This window comes from Microbacterium sp. CCNWLW41, from assembly GCF_037083505.1.
In genome coordinates this window covers 1-21710 of record NZ_JBAOJP010000021.1, presented here as the reverse complement: position 1 = coordinate 21710, position 21710 = coordinate 1, and the positions used below count along the sequence as shown (strand labels likewise).

The 21710-nt window shown below is 72.9% G+C and carries 20 protein-coding genes; 12 read left to right on the top strand and 8 right to left on the bottom strand.

The genetic code is table 11. The annotated features are described in order from the left end of the window. Nucleotides 1–242: 242 nt before the first annotated feature. Nucleotides 243–1217, bottom strand: a complete 975-nt coding sequence (locus V6R91_RS36180) for a LacI family DNA-binding transcriptional regulator (RefSeq protein WP_336399342.1) — start codon at nucleotides 1215–1217, stop codon at nucleotides 243–245. A 147-nt stretch (nucleotides 1218–1364) separates the two neighbouring features. On the opposite strand from V6R91_RS36180, the gene V6R91_RS36175 reads away from it, so the two are divergent. The 4 genes from V6R91_RS36175 to manD all read left to right on the top strand — a co-directional run bounded on the left by V6R91_RS36175 (nucleotide 1365) and on the right by manD (nucleotide 6758). After that, nucleotides 1365–2915: a mannitol dehydrogenase family protein gene (locus V6R91_RS36175; RefSeq protein ID WP_271062612.1), complete on the top strand. Its 1551-nt coding sequence runs from the start codon at nucleotides 1365–1367 to the stop codon at nucleotides 2913–2915. Beyond that, nucleotides 2912–3916, top strand: coding sequence for a zinc-binding dehydrogenase (locus V6R91_RS36170; protein ID WP_336399341.1), 1005 nt, complete (start codon nucleotides 2912–2914; stop codon nucleotides 3914–3916). The genes V6R91_RS36175 and V6R91_RS36170 overlap by 4 nt, the downstream gene beginning before the upstream one ends. Before the next feature lie 145 nt (nucleotides 3917–4061). Further along, nucleotides 4062–5453 carry an MFS transporter gene (locus V6R91_RS36165; protein WP_271062610.1) on the top strand — a complete coding sequence of 464 codons (1392 nt, stop codon included), beginning with the start codon at nucleotides 4062–4064 and terminating at the stop codon, nucleotides 5451–5453. Between the two features lie 63 nt (nucleotides 5454–5516). Continuing rightward, the gene (gene manD / locus V6R91_RS36160; protein WP_336399340.1) at nucleotides 5517–6758 is read left to right on the top strand and encodes a D-mannonate dehydratase ManD; all 1242 of its coding nucleotides are present in this window, start codon (nucleotides 5517–5519) and stop codon (nucleotides 6756–6758) included. Nucleotides 6759–7023: 265 nt separating this feature from the next. Here the strand turns inward: manD and V6R91_RS36155 are convergent, their stop codons facing one another. Beyond that, complete coding sequence (locus V6R91_RS36155; RefSeq protein WP_336399339.1) at nucleotides 7024–8013, bottom strand: o-succinylbenzoate synthase; 990 nt, start codon at nucleotides 8011–8013, stop codon at nucleotides 7024–7026. Then, nucleotides 8010–9083, bottom strand: a complete 1074-nt coding sequence (locus V6R91_RS36150; RefSeq protein WP_336399338.1) for a GNAT family N-acetyltransferase — start codon at nucleotides 9081–9083, stop codon at nucleotides 8010–8012. The genes V6R91_RS36155 and V6R91_RS36150 overlap by 4 nt, the downstream gene beginning before the upstream one ends. 119 nt (nucleotides 9084–9202) lie before the next feature. On the opposite strand from V6R91_RS36150, the gene V6R91_RS36145 reads away from it, so the two are divergent. From V6R91_RS36145 to V6R91_RS36130, 4 genes are all read left to right on the top strand, one after another. After that, entirely contained in the window at nucleotides 9203–9538 is a 336-nt protein-coding gene (locus V6R91_RS36145) for a PadR family transcriptional regulator (RefSeq protein ID WP_336399337.1), read from the top strand. 1 nt (nucleotide 9539) lies between these two features. Next, the gene (locus V6R91_RS36140) at nucleotides 9540–10490 is read left to right on the top strand and encodes a hypothetical protein (protein ID WP_336399336.1); all 951 of its coding nucleotides are present in this window, start codon (nucleotides 9540–9542) and stop codon (nucleotides 10488–10490) included. A gap of 175 nt (nucleotides 10491–10665) precedes the next feature. Beyond that, nucleotides 10666–11583, top strand: coding sequence for a 1,4-dihydroxy-2-naphthoyl-CoA synthase (locus V6R91_RS36135; RefSeq protein WP_336399335.1), 918 nt, complete (start codon nucleotides 10666–10668; stop codon nucleotides 11581–11583). Nucleotides 11584–11664: 81 nt separating this feature from the next. Next, complete coding sequence (locus V6R91_RS36130) at nucleotides 11665–12783, top strand: AMP-binding protein (RefSeq protein ID WP_336399334.1); 1119 nt, start codon at nucleotides 11665–11667, stop codon at nucleotides 12781–12783. Nucleotides 12784–12829: 46 nt separating this feature from the next. Here V6R91_RS36130 and V6R91_RS36125 read toward each other — a convergent pair whose 3' ends face one another. After that, nucleotides 12830–13927 carry an AAA family ATPase gene (locus tag V6R91_RS36125; protein WP_336399333.1) on the bottom strand — a complete coding sequence of 366 codons (1098 nt, stop codon included), beginning with the start codon at nucleotides 13925–13927 and terminating at the stop codon, nucleotides 12830–12832. A 205-nt stretch (nucleotides 13928–14132) separates the two neighbouring features. On the opposite strand from V6R91_RS36125, the gene V6R91_RS36120 reads away from it, so the two are divergent. The 4 genes from V6R91_RS36120 to V6R91_RS36105 all read left to right on the top strand — a co-directional run bounded on the left by V6R91_RS36120 (nucleotide 14133) and on the right by V6R91_RS36105 (nucleotide 18338). Further along, nucleotides 14133–15341, top strand: coding sequence for a sensor histidine kinase (locus V6R91_RS36120; protein ID WP_336399332.1), 1209 nt, complete (start codon nucleotides 14133–14135; stop codon nucleotides 15339–15341). Nucleotides 15342–15369: 28 nt separating this feature from the next. After that, nucleotides 15370–16008 carry a response regulator transcription factor gene (locus tag V6R91_RS36115; RefSeq protein ID WP_271062113.1) on the top strand — a complete coding sequence of 213 codons (639 nt, stop codon included), beginning with the start codon at nucleotides 15370–15372 and terminating at the stop codon, nucleotides 16006–16008. 105 nt (nucleotides 16009–16113) lie between these two features. Then, on the top strand, nucleotides 16114–16875 hold the full coding sequence (locus V6R91_RS36110) for an ABC transporter ATP-binding protein (RefSeq protein WP_067249685.1): 762 nt from the start codon (nucleotides 16114–16116) through the stop codon (nucleotides 16873–16875). Continuing rightward, a complete protein-coding gene (locus tag V6R91_RS36105) occupies nucleotides 16872–18338 on the top strand; it encodes an FtsX-like permease family protein (protein WP_271062114.1) in 1467 nt (488 codons plus the stop codon). The genes V6R91_RS36110 and V6R91_RS36105 overlap by 4 nt, the downstream gene beginning before the upstream one ends. A 101-nt stretch (nucleotides 18339–18439) precedes the next feature. Here V6R91_RS36105 and V6R91_RS36100 read toward each other — a convergent pair whose 3' ends face one another. From V6R91_RS36100 to V6R91_RS36085, 4 genes are all read right to left on the bottom strand, one after another. Further along, nucleotides 18440–18961, bottom strand: a complete 522-nt coding sequence (locus V6R91_RS36100; protein ID WP_336399331.1) for a hypothetical protein — start codon at nucleotides 18959–18961, stop codon at nucleotides 18440–18442. 47 nt (nucleotides 18962–19008) lie between these two features. Beyond that, the gene (locus V6R91_RS36095; RefSeq protein WP_336399330.1) at nucleotides 19009–19497 is read right to left on the bottom strand and encodes a SprT-like domain-containing protein; all 489 of its coding nucleotides are present in this window, start codon (nucleotides 19495–19497) and stop codon (nucleotides 19009–19011) included. 172 nt (nucleotides 19498–19669) lie between these two features. Then, on the bottom strand, nucleotides 19670–20197 hold the full coding sequence (locus tag V6R91_RS36090; protein WP_067249698.1) for a hypothetical protein: 528 nt from the start codon (nucleotides 20195–20197) through the stop codon (nucleotides 19670–19672). A gap of 77 nt (nucleotides 20198–20274) precedes the next feature. Then, complete coding sequence (locus V6R91_RS36085; protein WP_336399329.1) at nucleotides 20275–21141, bottom strand: spermidine synthase; 867 nt, start codon at nucleotides 21139–21141, stop codon at nucleotides 20275–20277. Between the last annotated feature and the right edge of the window lie 569 nt (nucleotides 21142–21710).

Genomic DNA, 21710 nt, shown 5'->3' with positions numbered 1-21710 from the left:
CGCGGTCCCCCGCCGTCCTTCGGTCGGCTCCCGCCAGGCCCGATGCCGGCGCGTCGGACGAGGCCATCGCTCCGCTCTGGGGTGCCCCTTTCCGGTCGTTGAGCGAGGAGCGCAGCGACGAGACGAAACGTGGTGACCCGACCCCGCTTCGTTTCGTCTCGCTTCGCTCGCTCAACGACCGAGGCGCGGGAGCGCAGCGACGAGACGAAACGTGGTGAGCGGGGGCTGGTGCGCGTTTCGTCTCAACGACCGGAAGGAGTGCGGGGCGGGGCGGTGGAGCCGCGCACGATGAGCTGCGAGTCCAGGTCGACGACGCCGTCCGGGCGGGCACCCGCCATGGCCCGGGTCAGCAGCTCGACCCCGAGCGCTCCGCAGCGTCCGATCGCGAGGCGCACCGTGGTGAGCCCCGGCCGCGTGGCCGAGGCGAGGTCGATGTCGTCGTTGCCGATGATGCTGAGGTCATCGGGGCAGCGGAGCCCGAGGTTCGCCACCCCGGCTTCGATGCCGAGCGCGATGAGGTCGTTGTAGGCGATCACCGCCGTGGCGCCGCTGGCGACCACCGTCGCGGCCGCCGCCCGGCCGCCCTGGATCGACGCCGCCTGATGGCTCAGGCGCGTCATGCGCACGCCCAGCTCCTCGCAGGCGCGGGCGATCGTCCCGCCGCGCCGGATGTCGGCCCAGGAGTGGGCGGGGCCGGAGGCGTACGCGATGTGGCGGTGTCCCAGCGCGACGAGGTGCTCCACCGCCTGCCGCGGTCCCTGCTCGGTGTCCATCACGACGCAGTGCGCGTTCTCGATGATGCGGTTGAGCACGACGAACGGCGTGGTTCCCGCGAGCGCGACGACCTCGTCCGCGGGCAGGCGCGGCGAGCACAGCAGCATCCCGTCGAAGGCACGGGCGCGCTCGATCTGCTCGCGCTCGCGGCGCAGGTCCTCGTCGGAGTCGAACACGACGGTCGCGTGTCGTCCCTGCCAGGCCTGGGACTGGATCCCCTTCAGCTGTGCCGCGTAGACGGGGCTCGCGACGTCGGGGAAGACGATCGCGATGGTCTTCTCGCCCGAGGGCGTCTGCGTCGATTCGTAACCGAGCTCCGCCGCGGCCTCGTGCACGCGACGCAGCGTCGCGGGGGCGAGCCGTTCCGGCTCGCCGAAGGCACGGGAGGCGGTCGCCAGCGAGACTCCGGCGTGTCGGGCGATGTCGGTCAGGGTGACGGTCACGGTGTTCCTCTGGCGGATCGGTGTCCTCATCATCATGCTGCATCACGGTTTGTGCAAGCACTTGACAAGCTTGTACAAGTCAATCATGCTTGCTCTCATGCTGATCACGGAGGATCCCGCAGGCGTCGTCACCGAGGCGGTCGTGCGATGAGCGCCACCCCGGGTCTCCGGCGTTCCGCCTCCGGAGGGCTCCGCGTCCCTCCGCGTCCCGCAGGCGCCGGCATCGTGCACCTCGGCCTCGGCAGCTTCCACCGTGCGCACCAGGCCGTGTTCACGGCAGCTGCGCTCGCCGCGGAGGGCGGGGACTGGGGGATCGTCGGGGTGGCCTCGCGCTCGCGGTCCGTCGTCGACGCCCTGCACCGGCAGGACCTCCTCTACGCGGTCGCCGAGATCTCGCCGGAGGGCATGGGGCTGAGCATCCCCGGCGCGCATACCGACGCGTTCGTCGCCGCGGATGACGCCGATCGGGTCGTGGCGAGCATCGCCGACCCGGCGATCCGCATCGTCACCCTCACCGTGACCGAGAACGGCTACAGCTCCTCGCCGGCCACGGGGCTCCTCGACACCGGCGCTCCCGAGATCGTCGCGGATCTCGCCGGCGGGTCCCCGCGCAGCACGATCGGGCAGCTGGCCCGCGGCCTCCAGCGCCGGGCGGCCGCCGGCGGCGAGCCGATCACCATCCTCAGCTGCGACAACCTCGCGGCCAACGGCGAGCACACCGGGCACCGGGTCCGGGAGTTCCTCCAGGAGCTCCCCGGAGCCGCGGGGGCGGAGACGCTGGCCTTCCTGGACGCGGCCGTCACGTTCCCGTCCAGCATGGTGGACCGGATCGTCCCCGCCACGACGGACGTCCTCCGCGCGGACGTCGCCCGGAGCCTGGGGGTCAGGGACGAGGTCCCGGTCCCCGCCGAGCCCTTCACGATGTGGGCGATCGAGGACCGCTTCGCCGCCGGTCGACCGGCGTGGGAAGCGGGGGGTGCCGTGTTCACCGACGAGGTCGGGCGCTACGAGCAGATGAAGGTCCGTCTCCTCAACGGCACCCACTCCCTCATCGCGTACCTGGGGGCGCTCGGAGGCGACGAGCTGATCGCCGGAGCGATCGCCCGCCCCGCCATCGAGCGCGCCGCCCGGGCCATCCTCGCCCGTGAGTACGTCCCGTCGATCGAGGTCCCCTCGCAGGTCGACCTGGAGGAATACGAGCGCCAGCTCTTCGCCCGGTGGGCCAACGACGCCCTGGCGCACCGGACCTCGCAGGTGGGCACGGACGGGTCCGTCAAGCTCCGCCAGCGCATCCCCGAGCCGGCGCTGCGGCTGCTGCGCGACGGGCGGATGCCCCACCTCATCGCGCTCTCGGTCGCCGGCTACCTCGCCTGCATGGCTCCCCTTCCGGGGTTCGACCCCGGTGCGCACGCCCGCGCGATGTCCGATGCGGCACGCCCGCGGCTCGCCGAGCAGGCCGCGGCGTCCCGCGACCCGCGAGAGCTCGCCCACCGGGTCCTCTCCGGCCTCCGCCTCTTCGGCCAGGAGCTCGGCGAACGGCCGGCCTTCGCCGATCGCGTGGGGGAGCTGATCGAGACGATCACCCGTCACGGCGTCGAGGCGGCGATCCGCGACGCGGTGGACGCGACCGAGCCGGTGTCCGCGACGATGGACCACACCGGACGAACCCATCCCGCCCACGACGAGGAGTCCCGATGAAGCGACTGGCGATCCACGGCAAGGAGGACGTCCGCTGGGAGGACGCCCCGATCCCGGAGCCCGGAGACGGCGAGATCCGTCTGCGGGTGCGATTCGTCGGGATCTGCGGATCCGATCTGCACTATTACTTCCACGGCGCGAACGGCGAGTTCACGATCCGGGAGCCGCTGACCCCGGGTCACGAGCTGTCCGGGGTGGTCGACCTCGACCCGTCCGGACGCCTGGCCGCGGGGACGCCGGTGACCGTGCACCCCGCCCGCTACGGGGCCTCCGTCGCGGGGCTCGAGGAGCACCCGCACCTGCGGCCCGGCGGCGACTACCTGGGCAGCGCGGCCGGATTCCCGCATCGTCAGGGCGGTGCCGCCGAATACCTGATCGTCGAGGAGCACATGGTCCGGGTCCTGCCCGAGAGCCTGCCCCTGGAGCGCGCCGCCCTCGCGGAGCCGCTCGCCGTCGCGCTCCACGCCGTCTCCCTCGCCGGTGATCTCACGGGACGCCGTGTCCTCGTCATCGGCGCCGGACCCATCGGGCTCCTGGTCGTCGCGGCCGCCCTGCATGCGGGCGCCGGAGCCGTGGGCGCCGCCGATCTGCGCCCGGAGCCTCTCGCCCGCGCCACCGAGCTCGGCGCCGCCGCGCAGCACCGCGTCGGCGAGGAGGAGATCCCGGCGGAGTCCTACGACGTGGTGTTCGAGTGCGCGGGTCACCCCGCGTCGCTCACGCAGGCGGTGCGCACGGTCCGCAGGGCGGGCACCGTGGTCCAGGTCGGGATGCTGCCGGACGCCGAGGCGGCCGTGAACCTCGCGCCGCTGCCGAGCAAGGAGGTGGTCCTTCGCGGCGCGTTCCGCTTCGTCGACGAGATCGACGAGGCGGTCCGGATCCTCGCGGGGTCCGACCGACTCGCTGCGGTGGTGACCCACGTCGTGCCCGCGGCGGAGGCGACGACCGCCTTCGACACGGCACGCGACTCCTCGGCCTCCGCCAAGGTCCTGCTCGCCCTCTGACCCCTCTGCCCCCCATGTCCGTTTCGTCTCGCTCCGCTCGCTCAACGACCGGGGCGGGGCTGTCCGTTTCGCCTCGCTCCGCTCGCTCGACGATCGGGGCGCGGCGGAGCGGATCCGCACGACCGCCACATACGAAGGAGTATCGATGAGCACCTCATCCGCCCCGGGAGCCGCGACCACGGCGCCCGCGCAGCGCAGCCTGGGCGACCTGGTCCGCGCCGCCGTCTCCGGCTGGCTCGGCACCGCGCTGGAATTCATGGACTTCCAGCTCTACTCGCTGGCCGCCGCCCTCGTCTTCAACCAGCTCTTCTTCGCCGGGGAGGACGCCGGGATGGCCGTCGTCCTCGCTATGGCGACCTACGGCGTCGGCTACGTCGCCCGCCCGATCGGCGCCGTGTTCTTCGCGCGGATCGGCGACCGGGTCGGCCGCAAGAGCGTGCTGTTCTACACGATCCTGCTCATGGGCGCCGCGACCACCCTCATCGGCGTGCTCCCGACCTACGAGCAGGTCGGGATCCTCGCGCCGATCCTCCTCGTGATCCTCCGCCTCATGCAGGGCTTCGGCGCGGGCGCGGAGATCTCCGGGGCCGGCGTGATGCTCAGCGAGTACGCGCCGACGAACCGGCGCGGGATCGTCGCCTCCCTCGTCGCGCTCGGCACGAACTGCGGCACGCTCTTCGCCTCGGCGATCTGGGCGATCCTGCTCGCCGTCATGGTCGAGAGCGACGTCGTCGCCTGGGGCTGGCGGATCCCGTTCGTCGCCAGCGCCGTGATCATGCTGTTCGCGCTGTGGGTGCGCTTCCGTCTCAAGGAGAGCCCGGTCTTCGAGGAGCGCGCCGACGTCGTCGACGGCAAGGCGCTCTCCCGCGACGAGATGGTGCGCCTGGCGACGGAGACCAACGACATCCGCACCCTGGAGTCCCTCGGGCGCAAGCCGGTCAAGGCGACGATCGTATCCTTCTTCCTGCGGTTCGGCCAGGCCGGCAACTCCGGCATGATCCAGACCTACCTGATCTCGTTCATCACGGTGAACCTGGCGCTGCAGAAGGGGATCGGCGCGGAGGTCGTCATCGTCTCGTCCCTCGTCGGCTTCCTCACGATCCCTCTCGTCGGCTTCCTGGGCGACCGGTTCGGCCGGCGTCGCATGTACATCGTCATGTCCGCGCTCTCCCTGGCGCTGGTCGTGCCGACGATGCTCGCGATCACCTCGAAGGAGATCGGCGCGGTGTTCGTCGGCTACATCGTGATCCACAACGTGTCGGTGCTGGGACTGGCGTCGCTGGAGAACATCTCCATCCCCGAGATCTTCGGCGCGCGCAACCGCTACACGCTGACCGCGATCGTCCGCGAGGTCGCCGCCATCATCGCCACCGGCGTCGGCCCGGTCGTCGCCGCGGCCTGGGTGGCCGCCGCGACCGGCAGCGTCGTGCCGATCATCGTCCTGCTCGCGGTCTTCACCGCCTGCACGCTCGTCGCCTCGATCTGGGGGCGCGAGTGGACCGGGCGCGACCTCACCGATCCGCGCCCCGCGATGTGACTGCCGGAGGGGCGCACGCCGCGCCCCTCCTCGCCCCGCCCACCCTCTTCCCGAAGGATCCGCATGACCATCGAGCTCGCCGACGTCAGCGTCACCAGCCCCGGCCGCAACTTCGTCACCCTGAAGATCGTCACCTCCGACGGCGTCGTGGGCTGGGGCGACGCGACCCTCAACGGCCGGGAGCTGGCCGTCGCGTCGTACCTCCGCGATCACGTCGCCTCCACGCTCATCGGCCGCGACGAGGACCGGATCGAGGACACCTGGCAGTACCTCTACCGCGGTCCGTACTGGCGCCGGGGGCCGGTCACGATGGCGGCGATCGCGGCCGTGGACATGGCGCTGTGGGACATCAAGGCGAAGAAGGCCGGAGTCCCGCTGTACCAGCTCCTCGGCGGGGCGAGCCGGGACGGCATCCGCGCCTACTGCCATGCGTCGGGCACGGATTACGCGGCGCTGAAGGACGCGATCACGGGATACGTCGATCAGGGCTTCACCGCGGTGCGGGTGCAGACGGGCGTTCCCGGTCTCGGCCAGATCTACGGCGTGGCGTCGAACGCGCCGGGGGCGCGCTACGACTACGAGCCCGCGAAGCGCGCGGCGGACGGGGGAGCGGCGACCGCCCCGGTCGAGGAGGTCTGGGACACGGCCAAGTACCGCGCGCACATGCCGGGCGTGTTCGAGAGCATCCGCCACGACTTCGGCGCGGAGCTGCGCATCCTGCACGACGGACACCACCGGCTGTCCCCGATCGAGGCCGCCGGCTTCGCCAAGGACATCGAGCCGTACCGGCTGTTCTGGCTGGAGGACTGCACACCCGGAGAGGACCAGAGTGCGCTGCGCCTCGTCCGCCAGCACTCGACGACGCCGCTCGCCATCGGCGAGGTGTTCAACACGGTGTACGACTATCAGACGCTCATCACCGAGCGCCTGATCGACTTCGTCCGCTCGGCGGTGACCCACACCGGCGGGATCACGGCGATGAGGAAGCTGCTCGACTTCGCGGCGATCTACGGCATCCGCTCCGGGATCCACGGCCCGACCGACATCTCGCCGGTGGGCATGGCGGCCGCCCTGCACCTGGACCTGGCGATCCACAACTTCGGAATCCAGGAGTATATGCCCCACAGCGCTACGACGCTCGATGTGTTCCGAACGTCGTACACCTTCGACCGCGGGTTCCTGCACCCCGGCGAGACGCCCGGCCTGGGCGTCGAGCTGGACGAGAAGGCGGCCGCCTCGTTCGCCTACACCGCCGCGTACCTGCCGGTGAACCGGCTGACCGACGGCACCGTCCACGACTGGTGACCCGGGGCTGGGGGCGTTTCGTCTCGCGGAGACCTGCACTGAGCGAGCGCAGCGAGTCGAAGCGTCGCTCAACGGCCGGCACCCTCTTCCGGTCGTTGAGCGAGGAGCGCAGCGACGAGTCGAAACGTGCTGAACGGGCCTGGGGGCGTTTCGTCTCGCTGCGCTCGCTCAACGACCGACAACCTCTTCGGGTCGTTGAGCGAGGAGCGCAGCGACGAGTCGAAACGTGGTGCGTTCGCTCAACGACCGGGGCGGCCGCGCGGGGTCAGGCCCGGTCGTCGCCGGCGGCCAGCAGGCCGTGGCAGCGCGTGAGCCGGTCGATCCACCAGTCGCGGCGCTCGGCCGGTGCGGCCAGGCGTGACAGGGCCGCGGGATCGGGGATCACCCGGCCGATGCCCACGGCGCCGTCGCGGGGTCGCGCCTCGGCGACGTCGTCGGCGAACAGGGACGCGGTCCCCAGACCGCAGTCGTGGTCGAGCTCCGGGAGCGCGGCGGCGAGGGCGGCGCCCTGGGAGAGCCCGACGGCGGTGTCTAGGGCGCTGGAGACGACGACCGGCAGCCCCGCCTCGGCGACGATGCCCAGCGCCCGCCGAATGCCGCCCAGCGGCGCGGCCTTGACGACGAGGAGGTCCGCGGCGCCGGCGCGCGCGACCGCGAGGGGGTCTGCGGCCTTGCGCACGCTCTCGTCCGCCGCGACCGGGATCCCCATGTACCGGATGCGCCGACGCAGCTCCGCGAGGTCCTCGACGCGCGGGCACGGCTGCTCGGCATACTCCAGGTCGTACACGGCGAGGGCGTGGATCGCGCGCTCGGCCTCGTCCACGTTCCAGCCCCCGTTCGCATCGACGCGGATCCGCCCCTCGGGTCCCATCGCCTCCCGCACGGCGCGGACGCGCGCGATGTCGTCCGCCAGGGTCTGGCCGGGCTCGGCGACCTTCACCTTCGCGGTCCGGCATCCCTCGAACCGCGCGAGCACGGCGTCCACCTGTCCCGCCGCGACCGCGGGGACGGTCGCGTTGACGCGGACGACGTCCCGCACCGGCGCGGGACGGGGCTCCCACGCGTCGGCGAGGGCCGCGGCGAGCCACGCGGAGGCCTCGGCATCGTCGTACTCGGTGAACGGGGCGAACTCGGCCCACCCCTGCGGCCCCTCGAACAGCACCGCCTCGCGGACGTCCACGCCGCGGAAGCGGGTGTGCAGCGGAAGGGCCACGACGCGCGCGGTGGAGAGGACGTCGGTCAGCGGCGGGATCATGCGTCCATCATGCCCTCGGCACGGCGATCCGGCCCGGCCGCCGGCGGATCCGGGTCGAGTCGCTTCTGCAGCTCCGCCAGGCGTCCGGTCGGCACGAAGCCCAGCGCCTCGTTCACCGCGAGCATCGGGGCGTTGGACTCGGCGTTGAAGGTGATGACGCGCGGCACCTCGGGCATGTGCTGCTGGAGCCGGCGCAGGTTCTCGACCTTGAGGCGCAGACCCAGCCGGTGACCGCGATCGGCGCGGCGCACGAGCGTGCCCCACTGGTATGCGTTGCCGTCGTCGCCGGAGACCACGAGCTGCGTGTACGCCGCCACCGCCCCGTCCGGGGCGAGGGCCACGGCGCCGAAGGAGGTCCGGCCCTGTGCGGAGATGAGGTCCTCGTTCTCACGGATGCCGGCGACATCGGGGGCGGCGCGCTCTATGTCGAGGTCACCGGTGGGCGCCTCGGTGTCGAGCGTGCTGTCCAGCTCCGCCCATCCGGCGACGACGTCCTCCGGGACGGGGCCGATCCAGCTGCGGACGGCGTAGTCGTCCCGCGGCGCGTCCGCCAGGAGGGTGTCGAGCGTCCGGGCGGCGACGGGGAGCGCGAGCGTGCTCTCGAGATCGCCCAGGGCGATGTCGTACCCGTGCGTTCGGGCGAACTCCGGCCCGGGATGCCCCGCCCCGTCGCGCGGCCCGTCGGCGGACCACTGGGTCGCGCCGGTGAGCGTGCGGCGGGCTGCGGCGCGGGCCTCGTCCTCGACGGCGGCCAGAAGCGCGGATCCGATCTCCCGACGACGGTCGGCGGGACCGACGTACACGGCGACCTCGGCCCGGTGCGTGTTGTCCTTGAGGGGGAGGGCGAGGCTCGCTGCACCCACCACGGCGCCGGCCTGACGGGCCAGATACGCGCGCCGGTCCGTCACGCCGGACTCCTGCTGCAGCTCCCGGCGGATCTCCTCCCGTGACCACAGCACGGCGCGCTCGCCGCGGTCGGCGCGGCGAGCGGCGGCGTACACGTCCCACCACGCGTCCACGGCCTCGTCGTCGAAGGGGTCGATGCGGGCGATCTCGATCCGTGCGGGCATGCCTCCATCCTGCCCGGGCCCGCTCGACGAGGTCGGCGGGGCTCGCGGCAGGAGCATCCGGGGCTCGCACGATGTCGTGTCCTTGACAATAGTGTGTGTCACACAATATAGTGATGGGCATGAGTCAAGACGAGTTCGAGGGACACCTCCAGGAGCTGCGTCGCGGCACGATCGTGCTCGCCAGCCTGCAGCTGCTGCGCGAGCCCGGCTACGGCTACGGCCTGCTGGAGCAGCTCGCGTCGGCCGGGTTCCCCACCGACGCGAACACGCTCTACCCCCTGCTCCGCCGTCTGGAGAAGCAGGGCTTCCTCGACAGCGAGTGGAACACGGACGAGGCCCGTCCGCGGAAGTTCTACCGCACCTCGGCGGCGGGGATCCGTCTCGCCGACGCCCTCATCCAGGAGGTCGCGGCCATCGCCGCGGCGACCGCCGCCCTCTCCGGAACGGAGCACTGACATGCCCACCACCACCGCCCATCCCGCCTACGCCGCCCGCTACGTCGCCGCGGTCGGACGCTCCGTCCCGGTCGCCGTGCGCGACGAGGTCGTCGCGGAGCTCGAGGCCGCGATCGCCGAACAGGTCGAGCCGCGCGTCGCCGCGGGCGAGGCGCCCGACGCGGCCGAGCGCGCCGTCGTCGCCGGTCTCGGCGAGCCGCTGGCCTACGCCGCCTCGCTGACCGACCGTCCCCTGCACCTCGTCGGCCCCCGGTACTACGCGGCATGGCTGCGGCTGCTGAAGCTGCTCCTCTGGATCGTCCCGCCGTGCGTGGCGGTCGCCGTCGCGCTGGCGGCGCTGCTGCAGGGCGGCGGGATCGGCGAGGTGATCGGCGCCATCCTGCCCGCGGTCCTCCAGTCCGTGGTGCACATCGCCTTCTGGACGACGCTCGTCTTCTTCGTGCTGGAGCGGACCGGATCGGTGGGGAAGACCGTCCTCGACTGGGATCCGGATCAGCTGCCCTCCGTGGAGGGGACGGGGGCGGCGCTCACCGACCTCGTCGCGACGATCGTGATGTGCGTGCTCCTCGCCGGCAGCGTGCTGTGGGATCGCTTCCTCGGCTGGGGACGCGACGCCGTGCACGTGCTCTCGCCCGACCTGTGGCCGGGATACGTCACCGGGTTCCTCGTGATCATGGCGCTGACGATCCTCGTGGCCGTCCTCGTGTTCGTTCGGGGAGGCTGGAACGTCGCACTCGCCGTCGTGAACGCTCTGCTCGGCGCGGTCACCGCGGTCGCCGCGTTCGTCCTGGTCTGGCAGGGCCGTTTCCTCGCCCCCGGCTTCTCCGCGCTGTTCGGCAGCGCGCAGGGGACGGTCATGACGATCCTGAACGTGATCCTCACGGTCGTGTTCGTCGGGGTGCTGTTCGCCTCCGCCGCCGACGGGTTCCGCAAGCTCCGCGCCTCCCGCTGACCCGTCCCGATCCGCACGTCCGATTCCCCGTCCCGATCTGCACACCCGAACCCGATCTGCACACCCCTGGCCGGGATCCCTGTGCAGATCGGGACGAGGTGTGCAGATCGGGCATGGAGGGTATCGGGGTCGGGCGCGAGCGAGGGGGCGAGACGGCGGGAATAGGCTGGAGCCCGTGACCGACAGCCCCGTCTCCGCCCTGTTCGACCCGGCCGAATGGACCCTCGCCCCCGGGGCGGACGTCTACACCGACACCACGGCGCACGTGTCGCGCGACGGCCGCATCGCGCGCATCGCGTTCGACCGGCCCGAGGTCCGCAACGCCTTCCGCCCGCACACGGTCGACGAGCTGTACCGGGCGCTCGACGCCGCCCGGCAGGACCCGCGGATCGGCGTCGTGCTGCTGACCGGCAACGGCCCGAGCCCCAAGGACGGCGGGTGGGCGTTCTGCTCCGGCGGCGATCAGCGCATCCGCGGGCGGGACGGCTACAAGTACTCCGACGACGAGTCGGCGGTCCCCGCCGCGCAGCAGGCCCGGGCCGGGCGTCTGCACATCCTGGAGGTGCAGCGGCTCATCCGCTTCATGCCGAAGGTCGTCATCGCGGTGATCCCGGGGTGGGCGGCCGGCGGCGGCCACTCCCTGCACGTCGTGTGCGACCTGTCCATCGCGAGCGCCGAGCACGGCCGGTTCAAGCAGACCGACGCGGACGTCGGGTCGTTCGACGCCGGATACGGATCCGCGTACATGGCCCGCCAGACGGGTCAGAAGTTCGCCCGCGAGGTGTTCTTCCTCGCCGAGGAGTACTCGGCGCAGCGCGCCTACGAGGCCGGAGCCGTGAACCGCGTCGTGGCGCACGACGAGCTCGAGCGCGAGGCGATCGCGATGGCGCGGACGATCCTCACGAAGTCGCCGACCGCGATCCGCATGCTCAAGTTCGCGTTCAACGCCGTCGACGACGGGATGGTGGGTCAGCAGGTCTTCGCCGGCGAGGCCACCCGGCTCGCCTACGGGACGGACGAGGCCGTCGAGGGCCGCGACGCGTTCCTCGAGAAGCGGGATCCCGATTGGTCGCCCTACCCCTGGCACTTCTGAGGCTGTCGAGGACAGGATGCGGGACGGATCGCGCCGGGGACCGGCCCAGGGCGCTCGCCGGACGCACAGGAGGCTGATCGGATGAGGCTGCACGCCGCGCCAGCGGATCCGCGCGCGATCGAGGCGGCGCTGCCCGCCGTGCTCGACGGGTCGCGCCCTCTCGCCCTCGGCTTCGCCCCCGGACCCGAGGACGAGGCGCCCGACGGCACCGCCGTGGTGATCGCGACCTCGGGATCGTCCGGCATCCCGAAACGGGTCGTCATCGGGGCGGCCGCGCTCCGGGCGAGCGCCGCCACGACCGAGGCGCGGATCGGGGCCGGGCAGTGGATGCTCGCCCTGCCCGCCGGGTACGTCGCCGGGCTCCAGGTGCTCGTGCGCTCCGCCCTCGCCGGGACCAGACCTGTCATGCTCGACGGCCGCTTCACGCCCGACGCCTTCGTCCAGGCGACCTCCGCGCTCGGGTCCGGGGGGCGGCGTCACACCTCGCTCGTCCCGGCCCAGTTGATCACCCTTCTGCAGGCGGCGGAGGAGCGCCAGGATGTGCGGGAGGCGCTCGCCGCGTACGACGCCGTCCTCGTCGGCGGGCAGTCCCTTCCCGCGCCGGTGCGCGAGCACGCGGAGGACGGGGGCGTCCGGGTCGTCCGGACCTACGGCTCCAGCGAGACGAGCGGCGGCTGCGTGTACGACGGGGCGCCGCTGGACGGCGTGCGCGTCGAGGCGCGGGACGGGGAGCTGCGGATCGCCGGGCCCATGCTCGCGACCGGGTACCTCGGCGACCCGGAGCGGACGGCCGCGGGATTCGTCACGGACGAGGAGGGCACGCGCTGGTACCGCACGGGCGACGCCGGCGAGGTGGTCGACGGCGAGGTCCGCGTGACCGGGCGCCTCGACAACGTCCTGATCTCCGGCGGGATCAACGTCTCCCTCGACCGGGTCGAGCGGATCGTGCGCGGCGTGGCGGGGCTGGAGTCCGCCGTGGCGGTGGCCGTCGCCGACGACCGCTGGGGGGAGGCCTCGTGCGTCGTGACGGACCAGGCGCCCGCCGACGTCGACGCCGCCCTCGCGCAGGTGCGTGCGCTCGTCGCGGCGGAGATCGGTCCGCACGCCCGTCCCGCTCGCATCGTCGTCCTCTCGGCGCTTCCCCTGCTGCCTTCGGGCAAGCCGGACCGCCTCCGCATCCGCGGGCTCCTCGGCGACTGACGCCGGCGCGACCCCGGTGCGGGTCGAGGGGCGGATGACGCGAGGGTCAGCCCACGGCGGCGCGGAGGCGGTCGGCGACGACCGCGGGCTCGTCGGCGGCGTCGATCAGCTGCTCCCCGACGCGGGGCGGAACGGCGCGCTGTCGCTCCGCCGTCGCGGCGACGGCCTGCACGGTCGCCTCGTCGGCCTCGCGCAGATCGTCCCCGGCGAGGAGCGGACCGGCGCCGCGGACGCGTTCGCGGATCCGTGCGCGCAGCACCGGAGCGGGGGCCTCCAGCCGGGCGATCCGGGCCTGTGCGCCGAGCGCCGCGTGCACCTGCTGCGGCGTGATCGCGAACGGGGCGACGACCACGAGCTCGTGCGCGCCCGCGGCGGCGAACACGTCGCGCACGGCGAGCAGCGTGCGCAGCCCGACGGGGCGGCGGAGGTTCGCGGCGAACGACAGCTGGGCGAGGTCCACGAACCCGGTGGGGCGCCCCTCGCGCCACGCGGACGACGCCAGTTCCCAGCCGACCCGGGACGCTCCGGCGCCGCGCGGGCCGGTGATCCATCGGACGGGGAGGAGCGGCGGGGGACCGACCGGATCGGGTGCGGGCGGCGCTTCGTCTCGTCGCTGCGCTCCTCGCTCAACGACCGTCGGCGGGCGCCCGGATGCGTCGTCGGTCGCCGCGAGGACGGCCGACACCGTCTCGTCGAGGGTGTGGGCGTCGGTGGGGATCCGCCGCCACGCGGGATCGAGGCGGGACGCCGCGGAGGTGCCCGCCGCGACCGTGGCCTCCACCTGGTCGGCGGGCCATCCGCGCGGGGCGAGCCGTGCGCGCCGCGTGTCGGCGTCGGCGTCCAGCCAGACGGCGCTCGCCCGGGCACCGGGGAGCGCCGGCGGAGGTGCGTCGGGACGCGCGACGCCGGAGACGACGAGTCGATCCGCTCCGAGGTCATGGAAGGCGTCGGCGACGCGCGCCAGCGCCTCCTCCTTGAGCGCCCAGCGGTCCGGGTCGTGCGCCGGCGCCGGATAGCACATGCCGAGCTGGTCGATGTCGACGTAGGCCATGGCGTGGCCGTCGGCGGCGAAGCGCTGCGCGATGGCCCACGCCGCGGCCGATTTGCCCGCTCCGGGAGCCCCGGCCACCCGCAGCGCATCCATCCGCTCAGCGTATCCGCGGCCTCGCGTTTCGTCTCGTCGCTGCGCTCCTCGCTCAACGTCCGGGGGGCCCTTTCGGTCGTTGAGCGACACTTCGACTCGCTTCGCTCGCTCAGTGCGGGTCTCCGCGAGTCGAAACGCGGTGCCCCGGTGCGGATACATCGGGAGGCGGATGCCGGGCGCCGGCGCGCTCGCGTAGCGTGAGGGGGTGATCCGATCCGTCCCTCGTCTGTGGCTCGTCCTGGACATCGTGGGCGCCGCGTTCGCGTTCCTCGTGACGACCCCGCTCTCGTTCGTCATGATCGTGGAGCAGCTCAGCAGCTGGCTCGGCACCGGTCCGCTCTCGATCTCGATCACGATCCTCGTGTCCCTCGCGATGTGGGCCGCCGCGGCGATCGCGCGGCTCGCGCCGCTTCCCGCGCTCATGATCGCCTGGGGCGCCGCGATCGTGCAGATGGCCGCCGGGCTCAGCCCCGCGCTGTACGACACGGCGGTGTTCGTCGTGCTGTTCGCGACCGCCGCGTGGGGGACGCGCACGGTGCTGTGGATCGGCGGCGGCTCCACGCTCGCCGGCGGCGTCATCGCCGGGGTGTACCTCGCGGTCCTGTTCGATTCCGGGATGATCCAGGACGAGCAGGCGGCGCTTCGCCGGCTGGCCCTCGGCGTGCTCATGGGCTCCTCAGTGCTGTTCTCCCTCGTCATCTCCTGGGGCGCGGGCCTGCTGTGGCGCGTGGTCCTGAACGGCCGGCGCACGAGGGAGGCGCAGATCGCCGCCGAGGCCGTGGCCGCCGCGGAGCAGGAACGCGTCCGGATCGCCCGGGACATGCACGACGTCGTGGCCCACTCGCTCGCCGTGGTCATCGCGCAGTCGGACGGCGCCCGCTACGCCGCCGCTGCTGACCCGGCCCAGGCCACCGCCGCGTTGACGACGATCGGGCAGACCGCGCGGTCGGCGCTCGCCGACGTCCGGCTGCTCCTCGCGCAGTTGCGGCATCGGCAGGGGCAGGGGCCCCAGCCGACCCTCGCCGACCTGGAGACGCTCTACGGTCAGGTGCGGGCCGCGGGGATCGAGCCGCGGGTGACGGTCGACCCGATGCCGCCCGGAGAGCCGCCCGCGGCCATCCAGCTCGCCGTCTACCGGATCCTCCAGGAGGCGCTCACCAACGCCCTGCGCCACGGAGGCGGGGACGTCGACGTGCACCTGGCCTGGGAGATGGACCGGGTGCGGATCCGGGTCGAGAACGCCGTGACCGGGGACGCCTCCGCCTCGGCGGGGACCGGCGGCGGCCACGGGATCATCGGCATGCGCGAGCGCGCCCAGCTCGTGGGCGGTACGCTGTCCGCCGGGCGCGATCACGACCGGTTCGTCGTCGACGCCGCCCTCCCGATCGGTCCACCGACGGGGACCGAGGCATGACGCGTCCGCGCGTGCGGGGAGGAGAAGGATGATCCGGGTCGTTCTCGTGGACGATCAGGCGCTGTTTCGTGCGGGGGTCCGCATGCTCGTCTCGTCGCAGCCCGACCTCGAGGTGGTCGGCGAGGCCGGCGACGGGCGGGAGGCGATCGACGTGGTCCGGGCCACCCGCCCCGACGTCGTGATGATGGACATCCGGATGCCGGTCATGGACGGGCTCACGGCGACGGCACAGCTGCTCACGGAGCCCGACCCGCCGCGCGTCGTCATGCTCACCACCTTCGATCTCGACGAGGCCGCCGCGCAGGCGATCCGACAGGGGGCGAGCGGCTTCCTCCTCAAGGACGCCGAGCCGGAGTTCCTGCTGGCGGCGATCCGCACCGTCCACGCGGGCTCCAGCGTCATCGCGGCCTCGGCCACCCGCGATCTGTTCGCGCACTTCTCCAGCCCGCAGCCTCAGCCCGTCCCGGCGAGCTTCGAGGCCCTGACGGATCGGGAGCGGGAGATCTTCGCGCTGGCCGCGCGGGGCCTGTCGAACGCCGAGATCGCCGCCCGGGAGTTCCTGTCCGAGGCGACCGTCAAGACGCACATCAGCCGCATCCTCACGAAGCTGGACCTGCGCGACCGGGTCCAGCTCGTCGTCTTCGCCTTCGAGCACGGCCTCGCCTGAGTCCTCTCCGGGACCTCCGGTGCGGGCGGGATCATCCTCGGGATGTACGGGGATGCGTCCCGGGGCCGACGCGGGCGCACGGGGCGGATCCCTAGCGTCGAAGGCATGGAGATCACGACCAGCGACCTGGGCCTCGCCGCCCGCGTCCAGCACCTGACCAAGACGTACGGCGCGGGCGAGGGCGCGGTGCGCGCCCTCGACGACGTCAGCGTCGGAATCCGCCGTGGCCAGTTCACCGCGATCATGGGCCCGTCGGGCTCGGGCAAGTCGACGCTCATGCACATCATGGCCGGCCTCGACGCCCCCACCGAGGGACGCGCGTGGATCGGGGACACCGAGATCACCGGTCTCGGCGACCTGGACATGACGGTGCTGCGCCGGCGCCGGGTGGGATTCATCTTCCAGGCCTTCAACCTCGTCCCCACCCTCGACGCCATCGGCAACATCCTGCTGCCGTTCGAGCTCGACGGCCGGCGCCCCAGCGCGGTCGAGCGCGCGCGCATCGACGGGCTCATCGAGACGCTCGGCCTCGGGGCGCGGCTGCGCCACCGCCCGCACCAGCTGTCCGGGGGACAGCAGCAGCGCGTCGCCATCGCGCGCGCCCTCGCCACCGCCCCCGACCTCGTGTTCGCCGACGAGCCGACCGGGAACCTCGACTCGGCCACCGGCCGGGAGGTGCTGCAGCTGCTCGGCACGGCCAGCCGGGAGCACGGCCAATCCATCGCCATGGTGACCCACGACGCGATCGCCGCCAGCCACGCCGACCGGGTGCTGTACCTCGGCGACGGCCGGATCGTCGCCGACCACCCGCGCCAGACGGCGGAGCAGATCGCCGCCTACATGCTCGCGGCGGAGGTGGCGGCGTGACGGCCGCGACCGTCTCCGGCACGCTGCTGGAGACGCCGCTGCCCGCCTCTCGGCTGGCGTGGCTGCGTGACCGCGGGATGGGCGCCAGCGTCCTCGTCGCCGCGCTCGCCTCCGCGTTCGGCGTGTTCCTCGTGGAGGTGACCGTCTACATCGGCGCGCTGCTGAAGGCGGACCCGTTCATCGGCGACAGCGAGATGCTCGCGGTCGTGGTGGTGATCCTGTCCGTCCTGCTCACGGGCGTCGCGATGTACGTCGCCGCGATCGTCACGGCCAACACGTTCACGACGATCATCGCCGGCCGGACCCGCCGCATCGCCCTGCTCCGCCTGATCGGAGCGTCGGCGCGGGCGCAACGAGCCGAGGTCGCCGGGCAGGGCCTGGTCGTCGGGATCATCGGCGCGCTCATCGGGCTCGCCGTGGGGATCGGCGTCTCCGCGGCGGGGCAGGCCCTGGGCGGGCAGCTGCTCGAGCGTGCGCCGCAGGACTTCACGCTGCTGCAGCCGGGCGTCGTGCTCCCGGTCGTCGGCGTGGCGCTGACGACGTGGATCGCGGCGTGGGTCGGATCCCGGCGCGTGCTCACGGTGACCCCCCTCCAGGCGTTGGGCGGCTCCGCGGAGCGCACCCACGAGGAGGTCGCCACTCGTCCCGGCCGTCACATCGTCGCGCTGATCCTCCTGATCCTCGGCGGCGCGCTGCTCGCCGGCGGCGTCGTCGCGGGTCTGGTCACGCCGCTCGGGGTGGTCATCGCCTTCTTCGGCGGGATCCTGTCCTTCACCGGCCTCTCGATCGGGGCCGCGCTGGTCATGCCTCCCGTGCTGAGGCTCGTGGGCCGTCTGTTCGGGACGGGTGCGACGGCGCGGCTCGCGGCGGAGAACGCGCTGCGTCACCCCGAGCGCTCCAGCCGGATGGCGATCGGCGTGGTGATGGGCGTGACGCTCGTGACGATGTTCGCCGTCGCCTTGGAGTCGGTCAAGGCGCTGCTGGTGCGCCAGACCGAGGGCGAGGTCGCGGAGGCGTTCTTCGCCCCCGTCGACGCGTTCGCGTCGGTGATGATGGTGCTCGTCGCCATCTCCGCCGTCATCGCCGCCGTCGGGATGATCAACCTGCTCACCATCGGCGTCGTGCAGCGCAAGCGCGAGCTGGGGCTGCTCCGGGCGATCGGTCTCACCGGTCGCCAGGTCCGGCGGATGGTGCTCCTGGAGGCGGTGCACATCACGGTCGCCGCCACCCTCACCGGCATCGTGCTGGGCGTGGCGTACGGCTGGATCGCGGCGCAGTCGCTCCTCGGATCCGTCCCGGTGCTGCCGGACTTCGCCCCGGCCGGACTCGTGGCGCCGGCGGTGCCGTGGATGCCGATCGCGATCATCGTCGCCGCGACCGCGGTGCTCACCTTGGTGGCCTCGGTGGCTCCGACGCGGCTCGCGACGCGGGTCGTGCCGGTGGAGGCGCTCGCTGCGGACTGATCCGGACCGACCCGGTGCCGGTCGTCGGGGGCTGCTCCGGCATGGACGTCGCGCAGGCGAGGCCCCGCGATCCCTGCGGATCGCGGGGCCTCGCCGTCGCGTCATACGGCGGGGTCCGGGAGCTCCGGGTCGTGTGCCCAGGAGCGCGCGAGCCGGCGGATCCGGCAGGCGCGCCACTGCCAGGTGAGCCAGAGGGACGGCCACAGCAGGGCCGCGGTCGGCCCGCCGATGACGAGCCGGTCGCGCCACAGCGTGCGGGCGGGGTCGTCGGGGTCCGGGGAGACGGCCATCTGGTGGTCCCACACGTCCAGGCTCGCGAGGGGGCCGGTGAGCGGGATCCCGCTGTCGCGCAGGATCCGCACCGTCTGCCCGCCGAGCGTCCGCGTGCGATCGGACACCGAGATGAGCTGGCGGCCGAGCGGGACGCGTCCGAGGAGGCCCAGCTGCACAGCGGCGGAACGACGAGGATCCGGGTCCACGGCGACGACCTCCGCCTCGGCAGGATCCAGCGGTTCCACGGTCAGGAAGGGCCCGTAGATCTCGGCGAGGACCGTCGGCGAGTGCAGGGCGCGCCAGGCGGCGTCCGCGTCCGTGTCGATCGTGAACTTCAGCAGGATCCTCATGCCCCCATCCAAACACCGGGGCGGGTCCGCGTCGATCGGGCCGTCGATCAGCGCGGCGCGAGAGCGGCGAGCCGGTCGGCCCGGGTGATCTCGCGCCGCGTCCAGGTGAACGCGTAACGCTCGTCGAACTGCCGGGAGCACCGGGCGCACGAGGTCGGGCGGTTCGGGCGGCGGTGCCGGTAGGTCACGTGGCCCGCGGGGCAGGATCCCACCCAGGGCGCGAGCTCCACGGCCGTCTCGCCGTGATGCGTCGTGCCCCCGACGTACCCGAGGCCCTGAGCCACGCGCTTCCACGCCGGCCCGTGCGCGGCGTCGTGCCCGGCCAGCGCGTGCGCCACCTCGTGCAGCAGCACCTGATGGATCTCGTCGTCGTCGAATCGCGCGGCGAGGTAGCGCGAGACGGTGATCCGCCTGTCCCGGTAGTTGCACAGACCCGCCCGGCGCTTGGCGTTGTCGAACCCGAAGACCCAGGAGTCGTCGAGATGCAGCCGGATGAGCGCCTCGCCCCAGATGCGCACACGGTCCAGATCGGCCATAGGGCAAGGCTAGGCCACCCCGGCGACACCGGGCCGCGCGGCGCGTCCGTCGCCCCGCCCCCATCCGTCGAGTGGTCAGTTTTTGTGGGTTCGGCGCCGCTCAACCCACAAAAAGTGACCACTCGACTGGAGGGGTGGGAGAGAGGGGCGGGGGAGAGGGGAGCGAGAGGGGTCAGCCGACGGCGCTCACGGGGTCGCGCCGGCGCTCGACCGCCTCGATCGCGAGGAGCACGGTCTCCAGGGCGGCGTCGTCGGCACCGGCTTCGCGGCGCAGGAACAGCGCGCGCTTGAAGCTCTCCCTGGCCTGCTCCAGCTCTCCGGCCTCGAGCGCGACCTTGCCGTGGTGCTGATGCGCGAAGGCGGCGATGGCGATCCATCCCTGCCCCTCCGCCTCGGCGACGCAGGTCGCGAGCTCCTGGTCCGCGGCGGCGTACGCGCCGCGGTACTGCAGGACCGTCGCGTGCAGGACACGGGCGCGCACGAGGTCCTTGCGGGTGCCGGCCATGCGGGCCTGCCGCACGGTCTCGTCGGCGAGGGCGAGCGCCTCGTCCAGGCGTCCGAGCACCTTCAGCAGCCACACGCGCTCGAGGAGGGCGGGCAGGCTCCGCTGCTGCTCGATCTCGGTGAGGCGCTGCTCGCACTCGGTCGGGTCCACCAGCTCACGCAGGGTCTCGGTGTCGTATCCCTTGATGAAACCCACGTCTGCGCCCTCTCCGTTCCGATCGTCTCGATCCAGTCTGCCTCCTGAACCTGAGCGAGGCGCCGTGCCACGCCCGCTCAGCGCAGGAAGATCGAGGCGTCGGGTCGCGGGGAGGCCACGGCGGTGGCGTCGGTCACGATCGGCGCGTCCTTCGCGAACGCCGCGACCTCGGAGCCCTGCGCGAGCTTGGCGGGATGGGGGCCGGCGGCGAGGATCCGCGGAAGCGCGTCGGAGGGGAGCGGATCCCGCGAGGCCGCGAGCACGAGGTTCCCGAAGCGCCGCCCTTTGAGGATCTGCGCGTCCGCGAGGATCGCGACCTCGCCGAGCGCCGCGGCGAGCGTCGCGACCTGGCGGCGCGCGAAGGCGAGGCCGGGGCCGTCCGCGACGTTCACGAGGACCACGCCGCTCGGGGCGAGCAGGGCGGACAGCTCCCGGTAGAACTCGACGCTCGTGAGGTGCGCGGGCGTCTGCGCGCCGGAGTACACGTCTGCGACGATCAGGTCGACGTGACCGGTCAGTGCCGGAGGCAGGCGCCGCACCGCCTCCCGGGCGTCTCCGATCCGCATCCGGATCGCGGCGCCGCGGGGCAGCGGCAGGTGCTCGCGGACGAGGTCCGTGAGCGGGGCCTCCAGCTCGACGACCTGCTGGCGGGATCCGGGACGGGTGGCGGCGATGTAGCGGGGGAGGGTCAGGCCGCCGGCGCCGAGATGCACCGCGGACAGCGGCGAGCCGGGTTCGCCGAGCTGGTCGATCACCGCACCCATCCGCATGACGTACTCGAAGTGCAGGTGCGTCGGGTCTTCCAGGTCTACGTGGGACTGCGGGGTGTCGTCGATGAGCACCTCGTATCCGCCGCCGAACTCGGCCGGGACGATCCGCGCGATCCCTCCCGAGCCCAGGCGCGCGGAGGGCGGCTCCCTGTCCCTGTCCCGTGCGCGGCCCATCCTCCGAGCCTACGGCGGCGCTGCGGGATCCGGGCGCCGAGCTTTGCTCTCCTTGCGGCCTCCGTGACCGGTAGCTATGGTCGCAGGACGACGCTGACAACAGATCGGAGACAACGATGAAGTTGAGGACCAAGACCGTCGTGAGCGCTGCGTTGATCGCAGGGGCGCTTGGGGTCGTAGGGGGTGGCGCGCTCGCATACGGTATCGAGCCCGGAACTCACTACTTCGTCAATGAATGGACCTGCAATCAAGCTGTTCGTGACGAGGTGCAACAGGGCACCCCCATCATTCAGAACTGCACATACGCCGGGCGCATTTGGCCGTGGGGGACGCCCATGGATCCGGGGCCGTGGTTGGCAGTGTTCGGGTGATCTGCTGATCTGGCCAGATTGAGCAGCTAGGGAAGCTGGGCGCCGAGCGATGCCGTGAGGTCATGCGGACAGCCCACCGGATCCCTCTTCTCGTGAACGTCGGGGGGGCCCCCCCCCGCGCCCCCCCCCCGGGGGTGTGGGGCGGGGGTGGAGGCGGGGGGGGGGCGCGCCGGCGCCCCCCCCCCCCCCGCCCCCCCC